16 protein-coding genes are annotated in these 19254 nt (G+C 61.4%); 10 read left to right on the top strand and 6 right to left on the bottom strand.

Annotated features, from left to right (window positions below):
* Positions 1 to 386: 386 nt before the first annotated feature.
* Genes pgeF through lgt form a run of 3 tightly spaced genes read right to left on the bottom strand, consistent with a single transcriptional unit; the run spans position 387 to position 3093 of the window.
* The gene (gene pgeF / locus ACR0K1_RS20920) at positions 387 to 1145 is read right to left on the bottom strand and encodes a peptidoglycan editing factor PgeF (protein ID WP_480851789.1); all 759 of its coding nucleotides are present in this window, start codon (positions 1143 to 1145) and stop codon (positions 387 to 389) included.
* Positions 1142 to 2209 carry a class I SAM-dependent methyltransferase gene (locus ACR0K1_RS20915; RefSeq protein ID WP_480851788.1) on the bottom strand — a complete coding sequence of 356 codons (1068 nt, stop codon included), beginning with the start codon at positions 2207 to 2209 and terminating at the stop codon, positions 1142 to 1144. The genes pgeF and ACR0K1_RS20915 overlap by 4 nt, the downstream gene beginning before the upstream one ends.
* The gene (lgt, locus tag ACR0K1_RS20910; protein WP_480851787.1) at positions 2206 to 3093 is read right to left on the bottom strand and encodes a prolipoprotein diacylglyceryl transferase; all 888 of its coding nucleotides are present in this window, start codon (positions 3091 to 3093) and stop codon (positions 2206 to 2208) included. Before lgt ends, ACR0K1_RS20915 begins: the two co-directional genes overlap by 4 nt.
* Before the next feature lie 98 nt (positions 3094 to 3191).
* On the opposite strand from lgt, the gene ACR0K1_RS20905 reads away from it, so the two are divergent.
* The 5 genes from ACR0K1_RS20905 (at position 3192) to ACR0K1_RS20885 (ending at position 6387) form a co-directional block, all read left to right on the top strand.
* Positions 3192 to 3440: an accessory factor UbiK family protein gene (locus tag ACR0K1_RS20905; RefSeq protein WP_480582617.1), complete on the top strand. Its 249-nt coding sequence runs from the start codon at positions 3192 to 3194 to the stop codon at positions 3438 to 3440.
* A gap of 310 nt (positions 3441 to 3750) precedes the next feature.
* The gene (locus tag ACR0K1_RS20900) at positions 3751 to 4251 is read left to right on the top strand and encodes a type III secretion system chaperone family protein (protein WP_480612497.1); all 501 of its coding nucleotides are present in this window, start codon (positions 3751 to 3753) and stop codon (positions 4249 to 4251) included.
* Positions 4252 to 4293: 42 nt separating this feature from the next.
* Positions 4294 to 5106: a pyrroline-5-carboxylate reductase gene (proC, locus tag ACR0K1_RS20895; protein ID WP_480851786.1), complete on the top strand. Its 813-nt coding sequence runs from the start codon at positions 4294 to 4296 to the stop codon at positions 5104 to 5106.
* Complete coding sequence (locus ACR0K1_RS20890; RefSeq protein ID WP_480612495.1) at positions 5099 to 5437, top strand: tRNA-binding protein; 339 nt, start codon at positions 5099 to 5101, stop codon at positions 5435 to 5437. Before proC ends, ACR0K1_RS20890 begins: the two co-directional genes overlap by 8 nt.
* Positions 5437 to 6387 carry a 2-hydroxyacid dehydrogenase gene (locus tag ACR0K1_RS20885; RefSeq protein WP_480612494.1) on the top strand — a complete coding sequence of 317 codons (951 nt, stop codon included), beginning with the start codon at positions 5437 to 5439 and terminating at the stop codon, positions 6385 to 6387. The genes ACR0K1_RS20890 and ACR0K1_RS20885 overlap by 1 nt, the downstream gene beginning before the upstream one ends.
* Here ACR0K1_RS20885 and ACR0K1_RS20880 read toward each other — a convergent pair.
* Positions 6384 to 6962, bottom strand: coding sequence for a thymidine kinase (locus ACR0K1_RS20880; RefSeq protein WP_480851785.1), 579 nt, complete (start codon positions 6960 to 6962; stop codon positions 6384 to 6386). The genes ACR0K1_RS20885 and ACR0K1_RS20880 overlap by 4 nt on opposite strands.
* Before the next feature lie 356 nt (positions 6963 to 7318).
* Between ACR0K1_RS20880 and ACR0K1_RS20875 the strand changes: the two genes are divergently transcribed.
* Complete coding sequence (locus ACR0K1_RS20875) at positions 7319 to 7786, top strand: hypothetical protein (RefSeq protein ID WP_480612492.1); 468 nt, start codon at positions 7319 to 7321, stop codon at positions 7784 to 7786.
* 178 nt (positions 7787 to 7964) lie between these two features.
* Positions 7965 to 9686: a hypothetical protein gene (locus ACR0K1_RS20870; protein ID WP_480612491.1), complete on the top strand. Its 1722-nt coding sequence runs from the start codon at positions 7965 to 7967 to the stop codon at positions 9684 to 9686.
* On the opposite strand, the gene ACR0K1_RS20865 is transcribed toward ACR0K1_RS20870, so the two are convergent.
* A complete protein-coding gene (locus ACR0K1_RS20865) occupies positions 9683 to 10807 on the bottom strand; it encodes a beta-ketoacyl-ACP synthase III (RefSeq protein ID WP_480612490.1) in 1125 nt (374 codons plus the stop codon). The genes ACR0K1_RS20870 and ACR0K1_RS20865 overlap by 4 nt on opposite strands.
* A 166-nt stretch (positions 10808 to 10973) precedes the next feature.
* Here ACR0K1_RS20865 and ACR0K1_RS20860 point away from each other — a divergent pair, with 166 nt between their 5' ends.
* From ACR0K1_RS20860 to ACR0K1_RS20850, 3 genes are read left to right on the top strand one after another with little or no spacing between them, the layout of a single operon-like run.
* Positions 10974 to 11441 (top strand): MarR family winged helix-turn-helix transcriptional regulator, encoded by a 468-nt coding sequence (locus ACR0K1_RS20860; RefSeq protein ID WP_480612489.1) that lies wholly within the window; start codon positions 10974 to 10976, stop codon positions 11439 to 11441.
* Positions 11438 to 12475, top strand: coding sequence for an efflux RND transporter periplasmic adaptor subunit (locus tag ACR0K1_RS20855; RefSeq protein WP_480851784.1), 1038 nt, complete (start codon positions 11438 to 11440; stop codon positions 12473 to 12475). Before ACR0K1_RS20860 ends, ACR0K1_RS20855 begins: the two co-directional genes overlap by 4 nt.
* Positions 12476 to 12487: 12 nt before the next feature.
* Positions 12488 to 15529, top strand: a complete 3042-nt coding sequence (locus ACR0K1_RS20850) for an efflux RND transporter permease subunit (protein ID WP_480851783.1) — start codon at positions 12488 to 12490, stop codon at positions 15527 to 15529.
* Positions 15530 to 15754: 225 nt separating this feature from the next.
* Here the strand turns inward: ACR0K1_RS20850 and carB are convergent, their stop codons facing one another.
* Positions 15755 to 19099 carry a carbamoyl-phosphate synthase large subunit gene (gene carB, locus ACR0K1_RS20845; RefSeq protein WP_480612486.1) on the bottom strand — a complete coding sequence of 1115 codons (3345 nt, stop codon included), beginning with the start codon at positions 19097 to 19099 and terminating at the stop codon, positions 15755 to 15757.
* Positions 19100 to 19254: the final 155 nt, after the last annotated feature.

The following is a 19254-nucleotide window of genomic DNA, read 5'->3' as shown; positions in this document are numbered from 1 at the left end:
AACGGCGCGCGACCCTGAGGGAGTTGCTTGAAACCCGCTTCCACGGCATTTCCAGTTTCTGGTCCCGAGCCGCCGCAACCACGGCGCTGAGAAACCGAGATTTTGTCTTCATTCTCTGATCCTGCTCTGCTTGGGGTCTGACGCCCCGTTTCCCTTGAAACCCTAACGTGACGCTGGTTTGCGGCACGGATAAGGCTGAACCGGGATCAATTGCGGACAAAAAATAGAAGTTTGATGTTTACCTTTTACAAGAAGGCCAGACATCAACGGTCTGTAAGTCAGATAACCACCTGAGGACTGGCACAAAATTCCACACGATTCTTGAGTCCGGTAAACACAATAATTGTGGCGGAAAGGTGGCGGGTTTGCCTTAATTGTGGCGAAAACTACAATCTGATGGCCGAGATCAGGCGGCCATAATCGGCCTCTTTCGCGTGGGTCGCGCGGCGATAGGAATAGAAGCGGTCCGGGTCGGAATAGGTGCAGTGCCGGGTCCATTCGACCTGATCCAGCCCCGCCTGACGCAGCCGGTGCAGGCCAAAGGCGGGCAGGTCAAACAGCAGCCTGTCCCCCTGTCCATTGGCGAAGAATCGGGTGTTATCGAGCGAATCGGCGGTGAAATCGTCCAGAAACTCGGGCCCGACCTCGTAGGCGCGCTGCGAGATGGTCGGGCCGATCACCGCGCGGGTGTTTTCGCGCGATGCGCCCAACTCCTCCATCGCGTCCAGCGTGGATTCGAGAACGCCGCTCAGCGCGCCGCGCCAGCCCGCATGCGCGGCCCCGATCACTTTCGCGTCAGGATCGGCGAACAGGACCGGCTGGCAGTCAGCGGTCAGGATGGTCAGGGCCAGACCGGGCGTGGCCGTAACCACGGCATCCGCCTTGGGCTTTTCGCCGTTCACCGGGCCATCGACCGTGATCACGGTCGGGGAATGCACCTGATGCACACCGATCAGCGCGTCCGGTTCGACCTCCATCGCATCGGCGACGCGGCGGCGGTTCAGGGCCACAGCCTCGGTCTGGTCCGACGATCCATGGCCACAATTCAGCCCCGAGAATATCCCGGACGAGGCCCCGCCCCGTCGGCTGAAGAACCCGTGCCGAACAGGGGACAGCATGTCCGAAGTCAGAATTTCCAATGTCATGGTTCCAGTCCCGGTGGTGGCGCAGAGTGAAGCGGATAGAGACCCAGTACTTTGAACAGGTTTCCCATTTCATCCGGGTGCGTCAACCGGCGATGTGCGGCAATCAGGTTTTCTAGTTGCGAACCGCCCTGCGACCGGGCCAGCGCCTGCGCCCGGGCGGTGATCCCCAGCCGTTCCAGAAACACGCCCTGCGGGGTCAGCCGCGTATGGGCGCAACCGGTTGCCTTGGCCGCAATGGCCAGGGGTTCGAAATCCACATGCGCCGTCAGATCGGCCTGACCCGGCGCGTCCAGCGTGTCGGTTTTTTCATGCGCCCTGAGCGCCTGCAGCGTGTCGCCCAGCGAATGCCAATCGCCGTAATCCACGATCAATGCAGCCCCGCCATGCCTTGCAATCCGCCCGGCGATTTCCGTCAGAAGCGGAATCGCTCCGGCGCAGAGCTCGACCAGATCGCCCTCTTGAGTGTCCTCGAGCCGGTCGCTCAGCGCCGCCTGTGGCGCTTGCGGACCCAGTCCGAAGGTCAAAGAGTCGTCCGTTGTTCCGATCAGGCGTTCCCGCCAGCCTTCGCCGTCCCTTTGAAATTGGCGGATGGGCAGGGCGTCGAAGAACTCATTTGCGACCAGAAACAGCGGCAGGTCCGGCAGGTCAGCCGCGCTGTCGATCCAGCGCGGATCATAGCCTTTCAGTGTCTCGGCCTGTAACTTTTTCAACGCAGGTGAGGCCTCTAGCAGAACAACCTGCACCGCCGCGTGAAATCCCGGCACGCCGCATGTGGCGCGCAGGATATCGGCCATCAAGGTTCCGCGCCCCGGTCCAAGCTCGGCCAGTGCAACTTGGGAAGGTTGCCCCTGATCGAGCCAGCTTTGCGCAAGGCTCAGGCCGATCAGCTCCCCGAACATCTGGCTGATTTCCGGGGCGGTGATGAAATCCCCGCCGGCGCCCAGCGGGTCGCGCGTGCTGTAATATCCCAAGGTGGGGTGCAGCAGGCATTCGGCCATGTAGTCGGCCACACTCATCGGGCCATCCTGGCGGATGCGCGCGATCAGGTGATCCCGCAGGGTCATGTCGCCGGACGTGCGCGCATCGCAAACCAAAGGCCCAGCGCGATCATCGGCAGCGACAAGAGTTGCCCCATCGTGAGCCCATAGCCGCTCAGATGCAGCGCCAATCCCAACGGGTTGCCCTCGGACACGAATTGCGCGTCGGGTTGACGGAAGAACTCGACTATAAAGCGCGAGGCTCCGTAGCCCGCCAAAAACACACCCATGACAAGTCCCGGTTTGCGAAACGCGCCGCGGCGATAGGCCAGCCAGATCAGCAGTGCACCGAGCAGAAGCCCCTCGAGCGCGGCTTCATAAAGCTGCGAGGGGTGGCGCGCGCACAGTCCAGCCACAACGCCCGGGCAATCCTGCGCAGCGCCGCCGGGGAATATCACCGCCCAGGGCAGTTCGCTGGGGCGGCCCCAAAGCTCGGCATTGACGAAGTTTGCCAGACGCCCCAGCAACAGGCCGGGGGGCACCGTGTAGGCGATCAGATCGCCCAGCGACAAAGCCGGAATCCGATGGCGGCGGGCAAACAGAAACGAGGCAATCACTACGCCCAGCAGGCCGCCGTGAAAGGCCATCCCGCCCTGCCAGACTTTCAAGATGTCCGCAGGGTGCGACAAGTAGTAGGCAGGCTGATAGAACAGCACAAAGCCCAGCCGCCCGCCCAGAATGACGCCGAGGATGATCCAAGTGATCAGATCCTCTAGCTGTTCGGGGCGCATCGGCGGCGTCTCATCCCGCCACAGGGCAGGGCGGCGCAGCGCCATCGCCGCCATGCGCCACGCGATCAGAATGCCCGCGATATAGGCCAGCGCGTACCACCTGAGCGCGAACTCGAACCCGAACAGCGAGATCGAGAACAATTCGGGCGACAGATCGGGGAAATTCAGAACAGCCTGCATGTGCGTCTCATTGCCCGGGGTTTGCGGGGCAAGTCAACCTTGAGCCCGGGCCATTCTTTACCCATATAGAGAACAACCGCGATTTCGGAGTTAAAGCCATGCAAACCCGCAACAAGATCCTCGACGATGTTTCCCAACTGATGACCAACGCCATGGGCGTGGCGCAGGGCGCGCGGGAAGAGGCCGAGAATGCGATGAATTCGATGATCGACCGCTGGCTGGCTGACCGCGATTTCGTCACCCGCGAGGAATTCGACGCCGTCCGCGCGATGGCTCAGAAAGCCCGCGAGGAAAACGCCGCGCTCGAGGCGCGGATCGCCGCGCTTGAGGCGAAGCTGGACAAGTAACGTCCGTTTCAGGGATTTGATGACAGGTACACCGCCGTGCAATCCACCCTCGGATTATGCGGCGACGTGAATCTTGCCGCCTTGCAGAATTTTATCAAGACAAAGCTGTACACGACGCCAATATTTTGATCGGCGTTGCCATTCGTCCACAACTTATTGCTGTTATCCCCAATAAATAGGGTTGTCAGAACCCATCTCGCGTCGCACCATATTTAGTACAGGCCTACGGGGGAAGCCCGGCTTGTAGAGCAGGCAACTAGCGCTGGGGCGCTGCCAGCCCCAAAATGCTAGAGAGTAGTGAGGTGGCATTATGGCCCTTTCCGAGCAGTTTCTAGAAGAAGACCTTCATCCAATCGATATTGTTGAACATCTGGCTGAACATCACGACTGGGATTTCGATCGCATTGGCGACGATCAGATCGCCATGGCGGTCGAAGGGCAGTGGCGGACCTATTCGATCACGCTGGCCTGGTCCAACTATGACGAAACGCTGCGCATGGTGTGCTCGTTCGAAATGGAGCCACCGACCGAGCGTGAATCCGAACTGTACGAGTTGCTCAACAAAATGAACGACCAGTGCTGGGCGGGGGCGTTCACCTACTGGGCGAACCAGAAACTGATGGTCTATCGCTACGGTCTGGTTCTTGCGGGCGGCCAGACGGCCAGCCCCGACCAGATCGACACGATGATCACCGCCGCCGTCATGAGCGCCGAGCGCTACTATCCGGCGATTCAGCTGGTGACATGGGGCAACCGGACGCCCGAAGAAGCGATGCAAGTCGCCATTGCAGAGGCCTACGGCCGGGCGTAAAGCTTTGCCCCGAACCTTTTAAGTCAGGGGAGGGGCAAACCAATGGACATGTCTCGCGTGGCCGAGCAGGGTCTGGTGCTTTTGGGGTGCGGAAAGATGGGTTCCGCAATGTTGGCGGGTTGGCTGGAACACGGCCTGCCCGCCGCTTCCGTCTGGGTGATTGATCCCTATCCCTCGGACTGGCTGAAAGCACAGGGCGTCAACATCAACACACCGCTGCCCGAAGCGCCCGCCGTGGTGCTGGTGGCCGTCAAGCCGCAGATGATGGGCGAGGCCCTGCCCGCCATTCAGGCGCTGGGCGGCGGCAGCCTGTTCATTTCCGTGGCTGCGGGCACGTCGATTGCCACCTTCGAGAATATTCTGGGGTCCGGTACACCGATCATCCGCGCGATGCCGAATACGCCTGCTGCTATCCGTCAGGGGATCACCGCGTTGATCGGCAACGCCCGGTCTTCGGCGGCGGATCTGGAGCTTGCCGAAAACCTTCTGTCAGCTATCGGCGAAACCGTGCGTTTGGAGTCTGAGGCTCAAATGGACGCGGTGACCGGCCTCAGCGGGTCCGGTCCGGCCTATGTCTTTCACCTGATCGAAACGCTGGCCGCTGCCGGTCAGGCGCAGGGGCTGCCGCATGAACTGGCGATGAAGCTGGCGAAATCCACCGTGGCCGGGTCAGGTGCGCTGGCGATGGCGGCCGAGGAAGACCCCTCGCAATTGCGGGTCAACGTGACCTCGCCCAATGGCACCACGCAGGCGGCGCTTGAGGTGCTGATGCACGAGGAAGAGGGGTTCCCGGACCTGTTGCACCGTGCTGTCAAAGCCGCAACCGACCGATCCAGGGAGCTGTCCCGTGAGTGAGATTACTTTTGACGAGTTCCTCAAGGTCGACATCCGCGTGGGCGAAGTAACCCGCGCCGAGCCCTACCCCGAGGCCCGCAAACCCGCGATCAAGATGTGGATCGACTTTGGCGATGAGATTGGCGAGCGCAAAACCTCGGCCCAGATCACCGCGCATTACGATCCGGCGACGCTGGTGGGCAAGCAGGTGATTGCTGTGGTGAATTTCCCGCCACGCCAGATCGGCAAGTTCATGTCCGAGGTGCTGGTGCTGGGCCTGCCGGATGAGCAGGGTGAAATCGTTTTGATCGGCCCGGACGGCAAGGTGCCGCGGGGCGGGAGGATGCACTGATGAAGCTTCTGATCGCCCGCCCGATGACCGCCGCTGTCGAAGCCCGCGCCAAGGCCGAGTTCGATGTCGAGTTCCGCAGCAATACTCTGCCGATGACGCAGGACGAAATGCGGCAGGCGCTGTCCGGGTTCGACATTGTGGTGCCAACGCTGGGCGATCTGTTCTCGGCGCAGGTGTTCGCCGCTGTGCCAAAGCCCCGTTGCAAGCTGCTGGCCAATTTCGGGGTCGGTTTCAATCATATCGACGTGGACGCCGCCCGTGCCGCGGGCATTGCCGTAACCAACACACCGGGTGCCGTCACCGACGCCACCGCCGACATCGCCATGACCTTACTGCTGTCCACCGCCCGCCGCGCGGGCGAGGGGGAACGGCTGGTCCGCAAAGGGGAATGGCAGGGCTGGCACCCGACCCAGATGCTGGGCCATCACGTCACCGGCAAGCGCGTCGGTATCGTCGGCATGGGCCGGATCGGTCAGGCCATCGCGCGGCGGTGTCATTTCGGGTTCGGGATGTCGGTTGCCTACCAGTCACGCAGCCCGAAACAGGTGGATTTCCCCGCCGAGTACATTCCCGACCTGAACGCTCTGGCCGCAGCGGTGGATTTTCTTGTCGTGGCTGTTCCCGGAGGCGCGGACACACAGCACCTGATCAACGCGCAGGTGCTGCAGGCCATGAACCCGACCGCCATCCTGATCAACATCGCGCGCGGCGAGGTCGTGGATGAAACCGCCCTGATCGCTGCCCTGCAAGCGGGCCAGATCGCGGGCGCGGGTCTGGACGTTTATGAGTTCGAGCCGACTGTCCCCAAGGCCCTGATCGACATGGAAAACGTTACCCTGCTGCCGCATCTGGGCACCGCGACCGACGAAGTGCGGACCAGCATGGGGCACATGGCACTGGACAACGTGGCGGCTTTCGTCGCGGGAGCTGACCTGCCGAATCCGGTCTAGGCGCCCACGGCCTCGCGCCAGTGTTTGCGGCAGAGCGAGACATAGGTCTCGTTCCCGCCGATCTGCACTTGCGCGCCTTCGGTGATGGTGTTGCCGTTCTCGTCCTGACGAATCACCATCGTCGCCTTGCGACCGCATTCGCAGATCGTGCGCACCTCACGCATCTCATCGGCCAGCGCCAGCAAGGCGGCAGAACCGGGGAACAGCTTGCCCTGAAAATCGACCCGCAGGCCGTAGGCCAGAACGGGAACCTTCAGGTCATCGACCGCACGGGCCAGTTGCCAGACCTGATCTTCGGACAGAAACTGCGCCTCATCCACGAACACACAGGCGACCCGGCCCTGACCCAAGCGCGTTTCGATCATCGAAAACACGTCGTCTTCGGGGCGAAACGTATCCGCTTGCTCGGAAATCCCGATGCGTGAGGCGATCCGCCCGGTCCCGGCGCGCCCGTCCACGGCGGCGGTCATCAGATAGGTGTCCATGCCCCGCTCGCGGTAGTTGTGCGAGGCCTGCAGCAACACGGTCGATTTGCCCGTGTTCATGGTGGAGTAATTGAAATACAGTTTTGCCATGTGGCGGGTCTAGAACGCCGGACAGAAAGGAACAAGTCATCAATGGCGGTGGAAAGCGACGTCGCCATTGCAGCTGCGAAGACCGAGCACACGCTCTATGGGGATGGAGCCCCCGCGCTCGCAACAGCGACGCCGTCGGCCAACATGTGGCCTAAACGTTGTGAAGACTGAAATCCCGTCCCACTATCACTCGTTACCGGCAAGAACTGCCGCCACTCACTCACAAAATCCCCCGCATATCTGAGGGATAGTCAATTTATGGCATTTCAATTATGACTGGAGTATGGGAAATTTCCCTTCCCTTTCCCCCAAATCAAATGGGCAGGACAGGGCGCGCGGGTAACAAAGGTAAAACGATGGCAGATATTGGGGCTTATCTGAAAAAGCACACGGAATCCCTGGTGAAGGATGTCGGCATAGAAGCGGCGTGCGAGATTACGGGCAAGTCAAAGGCCACGTTGGGCCGGTATTATTCCGACAATGCCGAACATGCCGACCGGTTCATGCCCGTAGACGCGGTCGCCCGCCTTGAGAATGTGGCGACCTACCCCCATGTGACCTCGGCTCTGGCGGATCTGAAGAACATCACCTTGTCCTATGACGGCCGCAACACCGAAGCGCCGCGGACCGGTGGGGTGAACTCGGACGTCATTGCGCTGAGCCAGCGGTTCGCCATGCTGATGACCGAGTATCAGGCGGCTATCGAGGACGGGATCATAACCGTGAACGAGGCCAAGCGGCTGCTGAAGGAAACCAGCCTGCTGCAGCAGGTTCTGATCGAGATGAAGCTGCATCTGGAAGAAGAAAGCGTCAGTCAGCCCTGATCCGGGCCTTGGCGGACGGGCACCACTGACGGTGGTGCGGCAGTAAAATTCTGCCTCAATTATGTCACTTCGATCTCGTAGACAGCCTTTCAGACAAGAGTGCTGAAGGCAAAGAAACATGCAAAAAGTGCAGGGATCGTACAGGATCCTGACGGATAAAACTGCGTGCCGGCTTTACATGGCCGCTCTTGCGGTGCTTGTCGGCCTGATGACCCTTGGCGGTTATGTTCAAGGTCCTGATGACATCATGCGCTGGGTTGCGGTGTCCGATCTGCTGGGCGGGCAGGGGTGGTTCGATCCCTATCAGCACCGGCTGGGGCCGGATGGCGGCACGTTGATGCACTGGTCCCGCCTGATCGATGCGCCCATTGCCGGGATTTATGCGCTGAGCAGTCTGGTGCTGCCGCCGGATGCTGCCTATCAATTTACCGCCTTCCTGTGGCCCACGCTGCTGGCCGGGCTGCTTTTGTGGGCGTTCGCGATCATCGGCGGCGCATTAGGGGGCCGCGCGGGGGCCGTGTCCGCTCTGGTCATGGCCGTGATTGCGATCAACAGTTCGGGCAAATTCGATAAGTATTCCTTTGATCACCATGGGTTGCAGGTCTTGCTGTTTGTGTCTGCGGTGATGTTTTTCATTCTCCGCAAGGATATCCGGCACGCGGGTCTTGGGCTGGGCCTGTGTCTGGCGTTGTCCCTGTCCATCGGCACGGAATCGCTGGCGCAAATCGGGCTCATCGGCCTGTTCGTTGCGGTCGATTGGGTCTTGTCCGGCAAAACCAGCCGTCGCCGCACGATGGAATTCGGGGCCGCGATGGCCGGTACACTGTTGCTGGCAGCGGTGGCGACGACCGGGGGTGAGAGTTTCTTTTTCCCTGGCTGCGATTCCCTGACGCTCAGCGTGGCCCTGCCTGCGGGCGTGGCGGCGCTTGGGCTTTTGGCGGTCGCAGCCGGTGCGTCGGGCCGGTCGGTCCGGGCCCGGCTCGGGTGCTTTGCGGCGGTCGGGGCGCTTGCCGTGGGTCTGGCGTACAGCTTCGCGCCCTATTGCCTTGAGAACCCGATCAACCAGATGTCGCCCGACATGCGCGCCTTTTGGCTGAGCCAGGTCACCGAGGCCCAGAATGTCAGCGTATTCATCCAGCGACATGCAGGCGAAACCGTCGCGCTGATCGCGATCTCTGTCTTCTCGATGATTGCGGCGGGCGTTTTTGCCTATGGGTCAGAGCGGAAGATCGAGTATTTGCTGCTGCTCGGCCTGATCGCCATTGCGTTTGTTCTGTTCCTGTACCAGTCCCGGATGATGACCTTTCTGGCCCTGTCGATGGTGGCTGTGCAGGCGCAGGTTCTGCGGGTGATCTACCAGAAGTACCGGGTAAACGGACAAAGGCTGTTCGGTGTCCTTTTGGTTGCGTTTGTCGTTCTGATGTCCCCGAAAACCGGGGCGAGCCTTGAAAAGCGACTTGCGGCGGGGGCGGAAACCGTGCCGGACACAGGCGCAGCGGTGCAGGTCAGCGCATATGCCTGCACCACACCGCAGGCCACACGCCCGTTGCGCGATCTGAAACCCGGTCTGATCCTCGCCGATTTCGACTATGCCTCGTACATCCTGCGCGACACGGATCATTCGGTTCTGGGGGGGAACTACCATCGGAATGAGGCCGGAAACCTCGCGCAGATTGACCTGTTCCGGTCCGAAGCCCGCGACACTGGCCCCCGCCTTGCCGCGTTGGGCATCGACTATATTCTGGTCTGCGAAGCCAACGCCCGGACAGAATACTGGTCGTCGGTGTCTAAGGGTGAGGGGTTTCTGGCCGGGCTGCTGAACGGCGATCTGCCGGACAATGTGACCGAACTGCCCCGCGCGCAGGGTGCGGCGTTCCGCATCTACGCGGTAAAAGGCTAACCGCGCCGTTTGATGATCACCGATCCGACCGAATAGCCAGCCCCGAAGGAACAGATCAGACCAATCTCGCCATCTTCCAGATCGTCAGAGTATTGCGAAAAGGCAATGATGGACCCGGCGGACGAGGTGTTGGCGTAGTCCTGCAGGATGTTGGGCTGTTCACCGGCTTCGGGCTCGCGGCCCAGAACCTTTTTGCCGATGAAATCGTTCATCGTCTTGTTGGCCTGATGCAACCACAGACGTTTCAGATCGGTGCTGGCGACGCCCTCGGCCTCCATGTGATCGCTGATGTGCTTGCTGACCATGGGCAGCACTTCCTTGAACACTTTGCGCCCGTTCTGCATGAACTGCATGTCGCGCCTGTCGACTACCCCGTCGGGGCGCGAGCGGCGCAGGAAGCCATTGTTATTGCGGATATTGTTGGAAAACGCGGTGGCGCAGCGGGTCGAAAGAACCTCGAAATGCGGGCCGGTGGCGTCTTCGATCCGTTCGATCAGGGTGGCCGTGGCCACGTCACCAAAGATGAAGTGGCAATCGCGGTCGCGCCATTCGAGATGGCCCGAACAAATCTCGGGGTTCACCACCAGCGCCGCCCGGACCGAGCCTGACCGCACCATATCCGCCGCTGCCTGAATGCCGAAAGTGGCCGAGGAACAGGCGACATTCATGTCGAACCCGAACCCGTCGATCCCCAGCGCCTGCTGAATCTCGATGGCAATCGCCGGGTAAGCGCGTTCGTGGTTCGACGCCGCGCAGATTACCAGATCGACGTCTTCGGCTTTGCGCCCCGCCTGCGCCAGCGCCTTGTTGCAGGCATCCACCGCCATCTCGGTCATGATCCCCGGCTCATCATCGCTGCGCTGGCGCAGCAGCGGGTGCATGACATCCGGGTCCAGCACGCCGGATTTGTCCATCACAAACCGGTTCTGAATGCCCGACGCCTTGACGATGAATTCTTCCGAGGAATGTTGCATCGGCTCGATCTGCCCCGCCGCAATCGCATCGGCATTTTGGGCGTTCTGCTTGTCGGCATAGGCGTTGAAAGCCTGAACGAGTTCGGCATTGGTAATGACGTTCTCGGGCGTGAAAACACCGGTTCCGGTGATGGCGGGCGTGTACATGGCGGGTCCTGAATCGCTTGGATTCGCTCAAAATGCAGTCTCGGCAGGGTTTGATCAAGGTATGTTGACCCGAGGGCAAGGGCTGAGGTGGCGGGAAATCACCTTCGTATCTTGAATAGTTCTGAAAATGAAGTATATCGCGCCAAGACACAGCACGAGAGGTCCCATGTCGGACGACACAAACAGCAGGCCGGATCACCTGACGCCCGAGATACAGGCGATCATGGGTGTCTATGCGCTTTACTGGAAACTGGAAGAGACTTTCGAGTGCATCGAAACCGAGCTGAGCCACCCGGAATGCCACATGCTGATCAAGCTGGATCAGCCCAAACGCATGGGTGTGCTAGCCGCGGATATGTTAAGTGTTCCATCTACCATCACGGCTACCGCGGATGCGCTGGAACAGGCTGGTTATCTGACCCGCGAGAAAGACCCCGCCGACCGTCGGGCCTTGCTGCTGGTGCTGACCGACAAAGGCCACGAGGCCCGCGACATGCTGGTGGCCGAGGCCGGAAAGCTGTTTCACCGGGCATCCGGTCTGAATGCCGAAGAAACCGCTCAATTCGCGCAACTGGCGCGCAAAATCCGTGACAACGTTCTGAAAACCGGAATTCCCGAGGGATTGAAAAAATGAAACTGCTGACCGCTCTGGGCCTTGCTATGGCCGTTCTGGCAACTCCGATGGCCGCGCAGGAGGTTTCGAAACCCGTAAAACTGATGCTGGTGCGTGAGACCGAGCCCGGCTTTTCGCGCCAGTTCTTTGGCCGCGTGGCGGCGCGCCAGACGGTGGACCTTGCTTTTCAGGTGCCGGGGCAGATTGTCGAGATGCCAGTGACCGAGGGTTTCGTGATCCCCAAGGACAACCTGATTGCGCGTCTGGATCAGGAACCGTTCGAATTGCGCCTGAACCGCGCGAAGCTGCAAAAGGAACAAGCGGACCGGACCGTGGCCCGTCTGTCCCGGTTGCGGGGCACCACAGCCAGCCAGGTGGCGGTCGATGACGCCGAGACCGAGGCGCAACTGGCCGCCATCGCCCTGCGCGATGCCGAATATGAACTGGAACACGCCACGCTGACGGCCCCCTTCGACGCGCTGGTGTCCAGCCGCGCGGTCGAGGCGTTTACCACCGTGTCGGCAGGCACCCCTATTGTCCGCATTCACGACATGTCCGAATTGCGGATCGAGGTGGACGTGCCCGAAATCCTTTTCCAGCGCTCGGGTCAGCAGGATGACATAACGCTTACCGCCAAATTCCCGGTCAGTGATGAGGTTTTTCCACTGGAAATCCGCGAATTCGATGCCGAATCCTCCAGCGTCGGGCAGACCTATCGCATCCAGTTCGGGCTGACCCCGCCCGAAGGCTTGCAGATCCTGCCGGGGTCCTCGGTGACGGTAAACGCCAAGGTGCGGGACCAGCGTGTAGGCATCATCGTGCCCGCGACGGCAATCGTTGCTGATGCCGCTGGCGAATTGGGGGTCATGGTTTTTGACCCGGTTGGCGCCGATGAAGGGACCGTGCAGCGCGTGCCGGTGACCATCGAGCCGACCCAGACCGGTGATGTTCGTGTGCTGAGCGGTCTGTCGGATGGCCAAGAGATCGTCGTGGCAGGCGGCGCGGCGCTGACAGATGGTCAGACCGTGCGGCGCTTTGCCGGTTTCTCGAACTAAAGGGGCGGGCAGATGAAAATTGCGCGCGCATCCATCGACCGGCCGCTTTACACGTGGCTGATCATTCTGATCGCCCTCTTTGGCGGCATTTGGGGGTTCCTGTCGCTGGGGCGGCTGGAAGACCCGGCCTTTACCATCAAAAACGCAGTCATCATCACGCAATATCCCGGTGCCACCGCCGAGCAGGTCGCGCTGGAGGTCTCGGAACCGCTTGAATCCGCGATCCAGCAGATGGGTGAGGTGGACACGATCACCTCGGTCAATCAGCCAGGCCGGTCGCTGATCGAAGTCGAGATTCAATCCACCTATGACGGCTCGGAACTGCCCGATATCTGGACCCGCCTGCGCGCTAAAATCCGCGATGCGTCCCGCAGCCTGCCATCGGGCGTCGGCGCGCCTTACATCAATGACGGGTTCGGCGATGTGTTCGGGCTGTTCTACGCCGTCACCGCCGACGGCTTTTCGGATGCCGAAAAGCACGAATTGGCCACATTCCTGCGCCGCGAGTTGCTGACCGTGGACGGCGTTGCCGATGTCGAGGTTCAGGGCCTGCCGGAAGAGGCAATTTTCATCGAACCCGATCTGGCCATTTCAGTGAACCAGAACGTGCCCATTCAGGCGCTGAATGAGGCGATTGCCAATGCGGATTCGGTCAACTCATCCGGTTCCTTGCGGTCCGGCAATGACCGCACGACGATCCTGACTGCGGAAGGGTCCGACAGCGTGTCGGCGATTGCCGGTCTGTCGGTTGGCTCGCAGGGGCAGGTGATCAACCTGTTCGACATGTCCAATGTCTACCGCGCCCGCCAGACCGATCCGCAGGTCATGATCCGCTTCAACGGGACCGAGGCGTTCACGCTGGGCATCGCGGGCCTTTCAACGGAAAACATCGTCGAGGTCGGAAAACGCGCCGACGCCAAATTCGCCGAGCTTGATCCGAGTATTCCCTTCGGCGTCGAGATTCTGCCGATCTACCAGCAACACGTCGTGGTCGAGCAGGCCTCGAACGATTTTCTGGTCAACCTTGCGATGTCCGTGACCATTGTGGTGGCCGTTCTGGGCATCTTCATGGGTTGGCGGGCGGCTATCGTTGTCGGCTCGACCCTGTTGCTGACCGTTGTCGGCACGCTGTTGTTCATGGCGCTTTTTTCGATCGAGATGGAGCGGATTTCGCTGGGCGCGCTGATCATTGCGATGGGGATGCTGGTGGACAACGCCATCGTGGTGGCCGAGGGGATGCAGATCGCCATGCTGCGCGGCAAATCCTCGCGCGATGCGGCGGAAGAGGTCGCCTCGAAAACGCAAATCCCGCTGCTGGGGGCGACGGTTATCGGCATCATGGCTTTTGCCGGTATTGGCCTCAGCCCGGATGCGACAGGGGAATTTCTGTTCTCGCTTTTCGCGGTGATCGGCATTTCACTGCTGCTGAGCTGGGTGCTGGCAATCACCGTGACGCCGATGCTCGGGCATTATTTCTTCAAGCAGGGCAAGGCGGGTGAGGTTGACGCCTATGGCGGGATTCTGTTCCGCATCTATGGCGTCATCCTGCACTGGGCGCTGCGGTTCCGCTGGCTGGTTGTTGCCGGGCTGGTTGCGGTCACGGTGGCCTGTTACGCAGGCTTCGGGCTGGTGAAACAGCAGTTCTTCCCGGATTCGAACACGCCGCTGTTCTTTGTGCATTACAAGCTGCCGCAGGGCACCCCGATTGCACGCACCGGCGCGGATATGTCGGTTTTCGAAGACTGGCTGGCCGAGCGTGACGACGTGGTATCCGTGACAAGCTTTGTGGGGCAGGGCGCGACGCGGTTCATGCTGACCTACTCGGCCGAGGACCCGAACCCCAGCTACGGCCATATGATCATCCGCACTGAGACGCTGGACGATATCCCGGCGCTGCAGGCCGATCTGGAAGCGTTCGGAACCGGCCGCTTCCCCGAAGGCGAGTTCCGCACCAAGCGTCTGGTCTTTGGCCCCGGTGGCGGCGATCCGATCCAGGCGCGGTTCTCGGGCATCGATCCGGTCGTGCTGCGGCAACTGGCCGAAGAGGCGGTGCAGCGTATGGCCGCAGCCTCGCCCAACGCGCTCAATATCTATCAGGACTGGCGCGAGAAAGAACTGGCGGTGCGCCCGATCTACGCCACCGAACGGGCGCAGACAGCGGGTGTCAGCCGCGAGGACATCGCGGCCACCCTGCAGTTTTCGACCGATGGCATCAGCGGCGGTGTCCTGCGGGAACGCGACCGCCTGATCCCGATCATCATCCGGCGGGCGGCGGACGGGGATTACTCCATCGTCGATCAAGTGGTGTATTCGGACCAGTCGGAACGCTTTGTGCCCGTCGAACAGATGGTGGATGGGTTCGAATACGAGGCGCTGAATACGCTGGTGCATCGCAGGGACCGGGTGCTGACCATCACTGTCGGGGCCGATATCCCGCCGGGCATTACGGCGGCGCAGGTCCATGCCGAGGTGCGCGAGGCCATCGAATCCATCGACCTGCCGCCGGGCTACAAGATGGAATGGGGCGGCGAGTATGAAAACTCGCGCGATGCGCAGGAAAGTTTGGGCAGGCAATTGCCGCTGAGCCTGCTGATCATGGTGCTGATCTCGGTGTTGCTGTTCAATGCGCTGCGTCAGCCGATCATCATCTGGCTGCTGGTGCCGATGTCGGTCAACGGCGTTGTCATCGGCCTGTTGGGAACCGGCCTGCCGTTTACTTTCACCGCGCTGTTGGGGCTGCTCAGCCTGTCGGGCATGCTGATCAAGAACGGCATCGTTCTGGTCGAGGAAATCGACCTGGTCCGCGCCACCGGAAAACCCCTGCGCGAGGCGATTGTCGAGGCATCCGTTTCGCGTCTGCGCCCGGTCATGCTGGCAGCGATCACCACCATTCTGGGGATGGCACCGCTGCTGACGGATGCGTTCTTCGTGTCGATGGCAGTGACGATCATGGGCGGTCTGGCCTTTGCCACCGTGCTGACAATGGTGGCCGCGCCGGTGTTCTACCTGCTGTTTTTCGCGCGCGATGAACGGCGGGTGGCACAGGCCGCCTGACGCCCGTTTGGGTCCGGCCACGAGCCGGACCCGTTCCCTCAGATCAGTGGGACAAACGGCACGTCGCATGCGGCAAGGGCGGTGAGGGCAGCGATGGCCAGTAGAATGCGCATTTTTGTGTTCCTTCTGCTCGATGACCCAAAAAATGAGCGCCCGCTGACAAAACGTCAACGGGCGCAAATTCTTTCCGGCGCGGTGCGCGCTTTGTGGCTCAGAAGGGTGCGGTCAGCCTTGCAGCGACTGCACCTCGACATCCCCTTCGGCCTGCGCCTTGATCGCCAGCGCGGCGGCGTGGCTGGCGGCGGCGGTGGTGAAATAGGGGATCTTGTCATAAAGCGCGATTGAGCGGATGGACTTGCTGTCCTCGACCGCTTGCGCGCCTTCGGTGGTGTTCATCAGCAACTGAACCTGACCGTCTTTCAGCATATCGACCACGTCCGGGCGGCCTTCGTACACCTTGTTGACCACATCGCAGGGCACGCCCTGATCTGCCAGCCAGCTCTGCGTGCCGCGGGTCGCGACCAGTGCGAAGCCTTGCCCGACCAGAACCTGCGCGGCCTCGAGCATTGCGGGCGTCTTGTCGGCGTCCTTGATCGAGATGAAGGCGCGGCCCGAGGATGGCAGCACCATACCAGCCCCCATCTGCGCCTTGAGGAAGGCGCGCGGGAAGTCGCGGTCCCAGCCCATGACCTCACCGGTCGAGCGCATTTCCGGGCCCAGAATGGTGTCGACGCCGGGGAAACGGGCGAAAGGCAGTACCGCCTCTTTCACCGAAAACCACGGCATGTCCGGGTCGGCCAGCGTCATCTGATCGGCGATCTTGCTGTCCTGACCTTCTTTGTAGGCCGGGCGCATCGGGAAGTTTGCCAGTTGCTCACCCGCCATCACGCGCGCCGCGATAGATGCAATCGCACTGTCGGTGGCCTTGGCGACAAAGGGCACGGTGCGCGAGGCGCGGGGGTTCACTTCGATCAGGTAGATCTCGTCGTCTTTGATGGCGAACTGCACGTTCATCAGGCCAACGACGTTCAGCGCCTTGGCCAGTTTGAACGCCTGATCCTTGATCTGGCCAAGGATTTCCTTCGACAGCGAATAAGGCGGCAGCGAACAGGCCGAGTCGCCCGAATGCACGCCAGCCTCCTCGATATGCTGCATGATGCCCGCGACGTGCACATCGGTGCCGTCGCACAGCGCATCCACATCCAGTTCCACCGCACCGGCCAGATAGCTGTCCAGCAGAACCGGGCTGTCGCCGGAAACCACCACGGCCTCGTTGATGTAGCGCTTGAGTTGATCCATATCGCGCACGATTTCCATCGCGCGGCCGCCCAGAACGTATGAGGGGCGGATGACCAGCGGGAAGCCGATCTCATCGGCGATGGCCAGCGCCTCGGCGTCGGTCGATGCGATGCCGTTCTTGGGCTGTTTCAGCCCCAGATCGTTGACCAGCGCCTGGAACCGTTCCCGGTCTTCGGCCAGATCGATGGCGTCGGGCGTGGTGCCGAGGATCGGAATGCCCTCGGCCTCAAGCGCGTTGGCCAGTTTCAGCGGCGTTTGCCCGCCGAACTGGACGATGACGCCGTGCAGCGTGCCGTTTTCCTGCTCTTTCGTCAGGATTTCCATGACATGTTCAAAGGTCAGCGGCTCGAAATACAGGCGATCCGAAGTGTCATAGTCGGTGCTGACCGTCTCGGGGTTGCAGTTGACCATGATGGTCTCATACCCCGCCTCGGTCAGGGCGAAACAGGCGTGGCAGCAGCAATAGTCGAACTCGATCCCCTGACCGATCCGGTTCGGGCCACCGCCGAGGATGACAACCTTCTTGCGGTCGCTTGGGCGCGCTTCGCATTCGACCTCACCCATCATCGGGGCCTCGTAGGTCGAGTACATATAGGGCGTCTGCGCCTCGAATTCGGCGGCGCAGGTGTCGATGCGTTTGAACACCGCCGAAACGCCAAGATTGCGGCGGGCCCGACGGATGTTGGCCTCGTCCCGCCCGGTCAGATTGCCCAGACGCGCATCGGTGAAGCCCAGCATTTTCAGCTTGCGGATGCCGTCTTCGGTCACCGGCAGACCATCCTTGCGCACCTGACGCTCGGCATCGACGATCTCGCGGATGCGGGCCAGGAACCACGGGTCAAACTTCGTGACGCCGAAAATCTCATCATCACTCAGGCCATGGCGCATGGCCTGCGCGATTGTGCGCAGCCGGTCGGGGGTCTGCTGGCTGATCGCCTTGATCACGGCGGCCTTGTCGTCAGCCTCATCCCAGAGACCTACATTCAGGCCCGGGATTTCGATCTCATCAAAGCCGGTCAGGCCCGATTCCATCGAGGCCAGCGCCTTTTGCATGGATTCGTGGATGGTGCGGCCTATGGACATCGCCTCGCCCACCGATTTCATCGCGGTGGTCAGGTAGGGTTCGGAGCCCGGGAATTTCTCGAACGCGAATTTTGGGATTTTGGTGACTACATAGTCGATCGTCGGCTCGAACGAGGCGGGCGTGACCTTGGTGATGTCATTGTCGAGCTCGTCCAGCGTATAACCCACAGCCAGCTTGGCCGCGATCTTGGCAATCGGGAAGCCGGTCGCCTTGGAGGCCAGCGCGGACGAGCGCGACACGCGTGGGTTCATTTCGATCACGACCATGCGGCCATCGTCGGGGTTGATTGCCCATTGTACGTTCGACCCGCCGGTTTCGACGCCGATCTCGCGCAGAACGGCAATCGAGCCGTTGCGCATGATCTGGTATTCCTTGTCGGTCAGCGTCAGCGCCGGGGCCACGGTGATCGAGTCGCCGGTATGCACGCCCATCGGATCGACGTTTTCGATGGAACAGACGATGATGGCGTTGTCGGCGGTGTCGCGCACCACCTCCATCTCGTATTCTTTCCAGCCCAGCAGGCTTTCATCAACGAGGATCTGGTTGACGGGTGAGGCATCCATGCCCGAGCGGCAGAAATGGATGTAGTCCTCGCGGTTATAGGCCACACCGCCACCGGTGCCGCCCAGAGTAAAGGCGGGGCGGATGATGGCGGGCAGGCCGATCTCTTCAAGCTCATCCAAGGCCATCTGAACCCCGGCATCCAGATCGGTGGACCCGTCTTCCCGCCTGGGCGCGGTGACAATCGTGGCCTTGGGGTTTTCCAGACCCAGCCGATCCATCGCCTCGCGGAACAGCTTGCGGTCTTCGGCCATTTCGATGGCGTCGCGCTTGGCGCCGATCATCTCGACGCCGAATTCGTCCAGCACACCCATCTCTTCCAGCGCCAGCGAGGTGTTCAGGCCGGTCTGTCCGCCCATGGTAGGCAGCAGGGCGTCGGGGCGTTCTTTTGCGATGATCTTGGCGACAACTTCGGGTGTGATCGGCTCGATGTAAGTGGCGTCCGCCAGACCGGGATCGGTCATGATCGTGGCCGGGTTCGAGTTCACCAGAATGACCCGGTAGCCTTCTTCCCGCAGCGCCTTGCAGGCCTGCGCGCCGGAATAGTCGAACTCACATGCCTGACCGATGACAATGGGACCCGCCCCGATGATCATGATCGACTGGATGTCGGTTCTTCTCGGCATGGCGTTACCCCTTGGATGTTCAGCGAGTCGCGGGCACCGCCCAAGCGCCCAAATTGTCCTGCGTTATAGGGGCCGCGCGAAAAGGTGCAAGGGGGATCGGAAACAGGGGCGAAATTGCCGCTTTCCCCTCTTTCCCTTGGCAGCGTATTCTCTAT

It is taken from the genome of Ruegeria sp. F5, assembly GCF_056533845.1.
This window is presented reverse-complemented; position numbering and strand designations above follow the sequence as displayed.

Coding starts and splice junctions, on each gene's coding strand:
- pgeF (WP_480851789.1), bottom strand. CDS start 1,145: ATGACATTGGAAATTCTGACTTCGGACATGCTGTCCCCTGTTCGGCAC.
- ACR0K1_RS20915 (WP_480851788.1), bottom strand. CDS start 2,209: ATGACCCTGCGGGATCACCTGATCGCGCGCATCCGCCAGGATGGCCCG.
- lgt (WP_480851787.1), bottom strand. CDS start 3,093: ATGCAGGCTGTTCTGAATTTCCCCGATCTGTCGCCCGAATTGTTCTCG.
- ACR0K1_RS20905 (WP_480582617.1), top strand. CDS start 3,192: ATGCAAACCCGCAACAAGATCCTCGACGATGTTTCCCAACTGATGACC.
- ACR0K1_RS20900 (WP_480612497.1), top strand. CDS start 3,751: ATGGCCCTTTCCGAGCAGTTTCTAGAAGAAGACCTTCATCCAATCGAT.
- proC (WP_480851786.1), top strand. CDS start 4,294: ATGGACATGTCTCGCGTGGCCGAGCAGGGTCTGGTGCTTTTGGGGTGC.
- ACR0K1_RS20885 (WP_480612494.1), top strand. CDS start 5,437: ATGAAGCTTCTGATCGCCCGCCCGATGACCGCCGCTGTCGAAGCCCGC.
- ACR0K1_RS20880 (WP_480851785.1), bottom strand. CDS start 6,962: ATGGCAAAACTGTATTTCAATTACTCCACCATGAACACGGGCAAATCG.
- ACR0K1_RS20875 (WP_480612492.1), top strand. CDS start 7,319: ATGGCAGATATTGGGGCTTATCTGAAAAAGCACACGGAATCCCTGGTG.
- ACR0K1_RS20870 (WP_480612491.1), top strand. CDS start 7,965: ATGGCCGCTCTTGCGGTGCTTGTCGGCCTGATGACCCTTGGCGGTTAT.
- ACR0K1_RS20865 (WP_480612490.1), bottom strand. CDS start 10,807: ATGTACACGCCCGCCATCACCGGAACCGGTGTTTTCACGCCCGAGAAC.
- ACR0K1_RS20860 (WP_480612489.1), top strand. CDS start 10,974: ATGTCGGACGACACAAACAGCAGGCCGGATCACCTGACGCCCGAGATA.
- ACR0K1_RS20855 (WP_480851784.1), top strand. CDS start 11,438: ATGAAACTGCTGACCGCTCTGGGCCTTGCTATGGCCGTTCTGGCAACT.
- ACR0K1_RS20850 (WP_480851783.1), top strand. CDS start 12,488: ATGAAAATTGCGCGCGCATCCATCGACCGGCCGCTTTACACGTGGCTG.
- carB (WP_480612486.1), bottom strand. CDS start 19,099: ATGCCGAGAAGAACCGACATCCAGTCGATCATGATCATCGGGGCGGGT.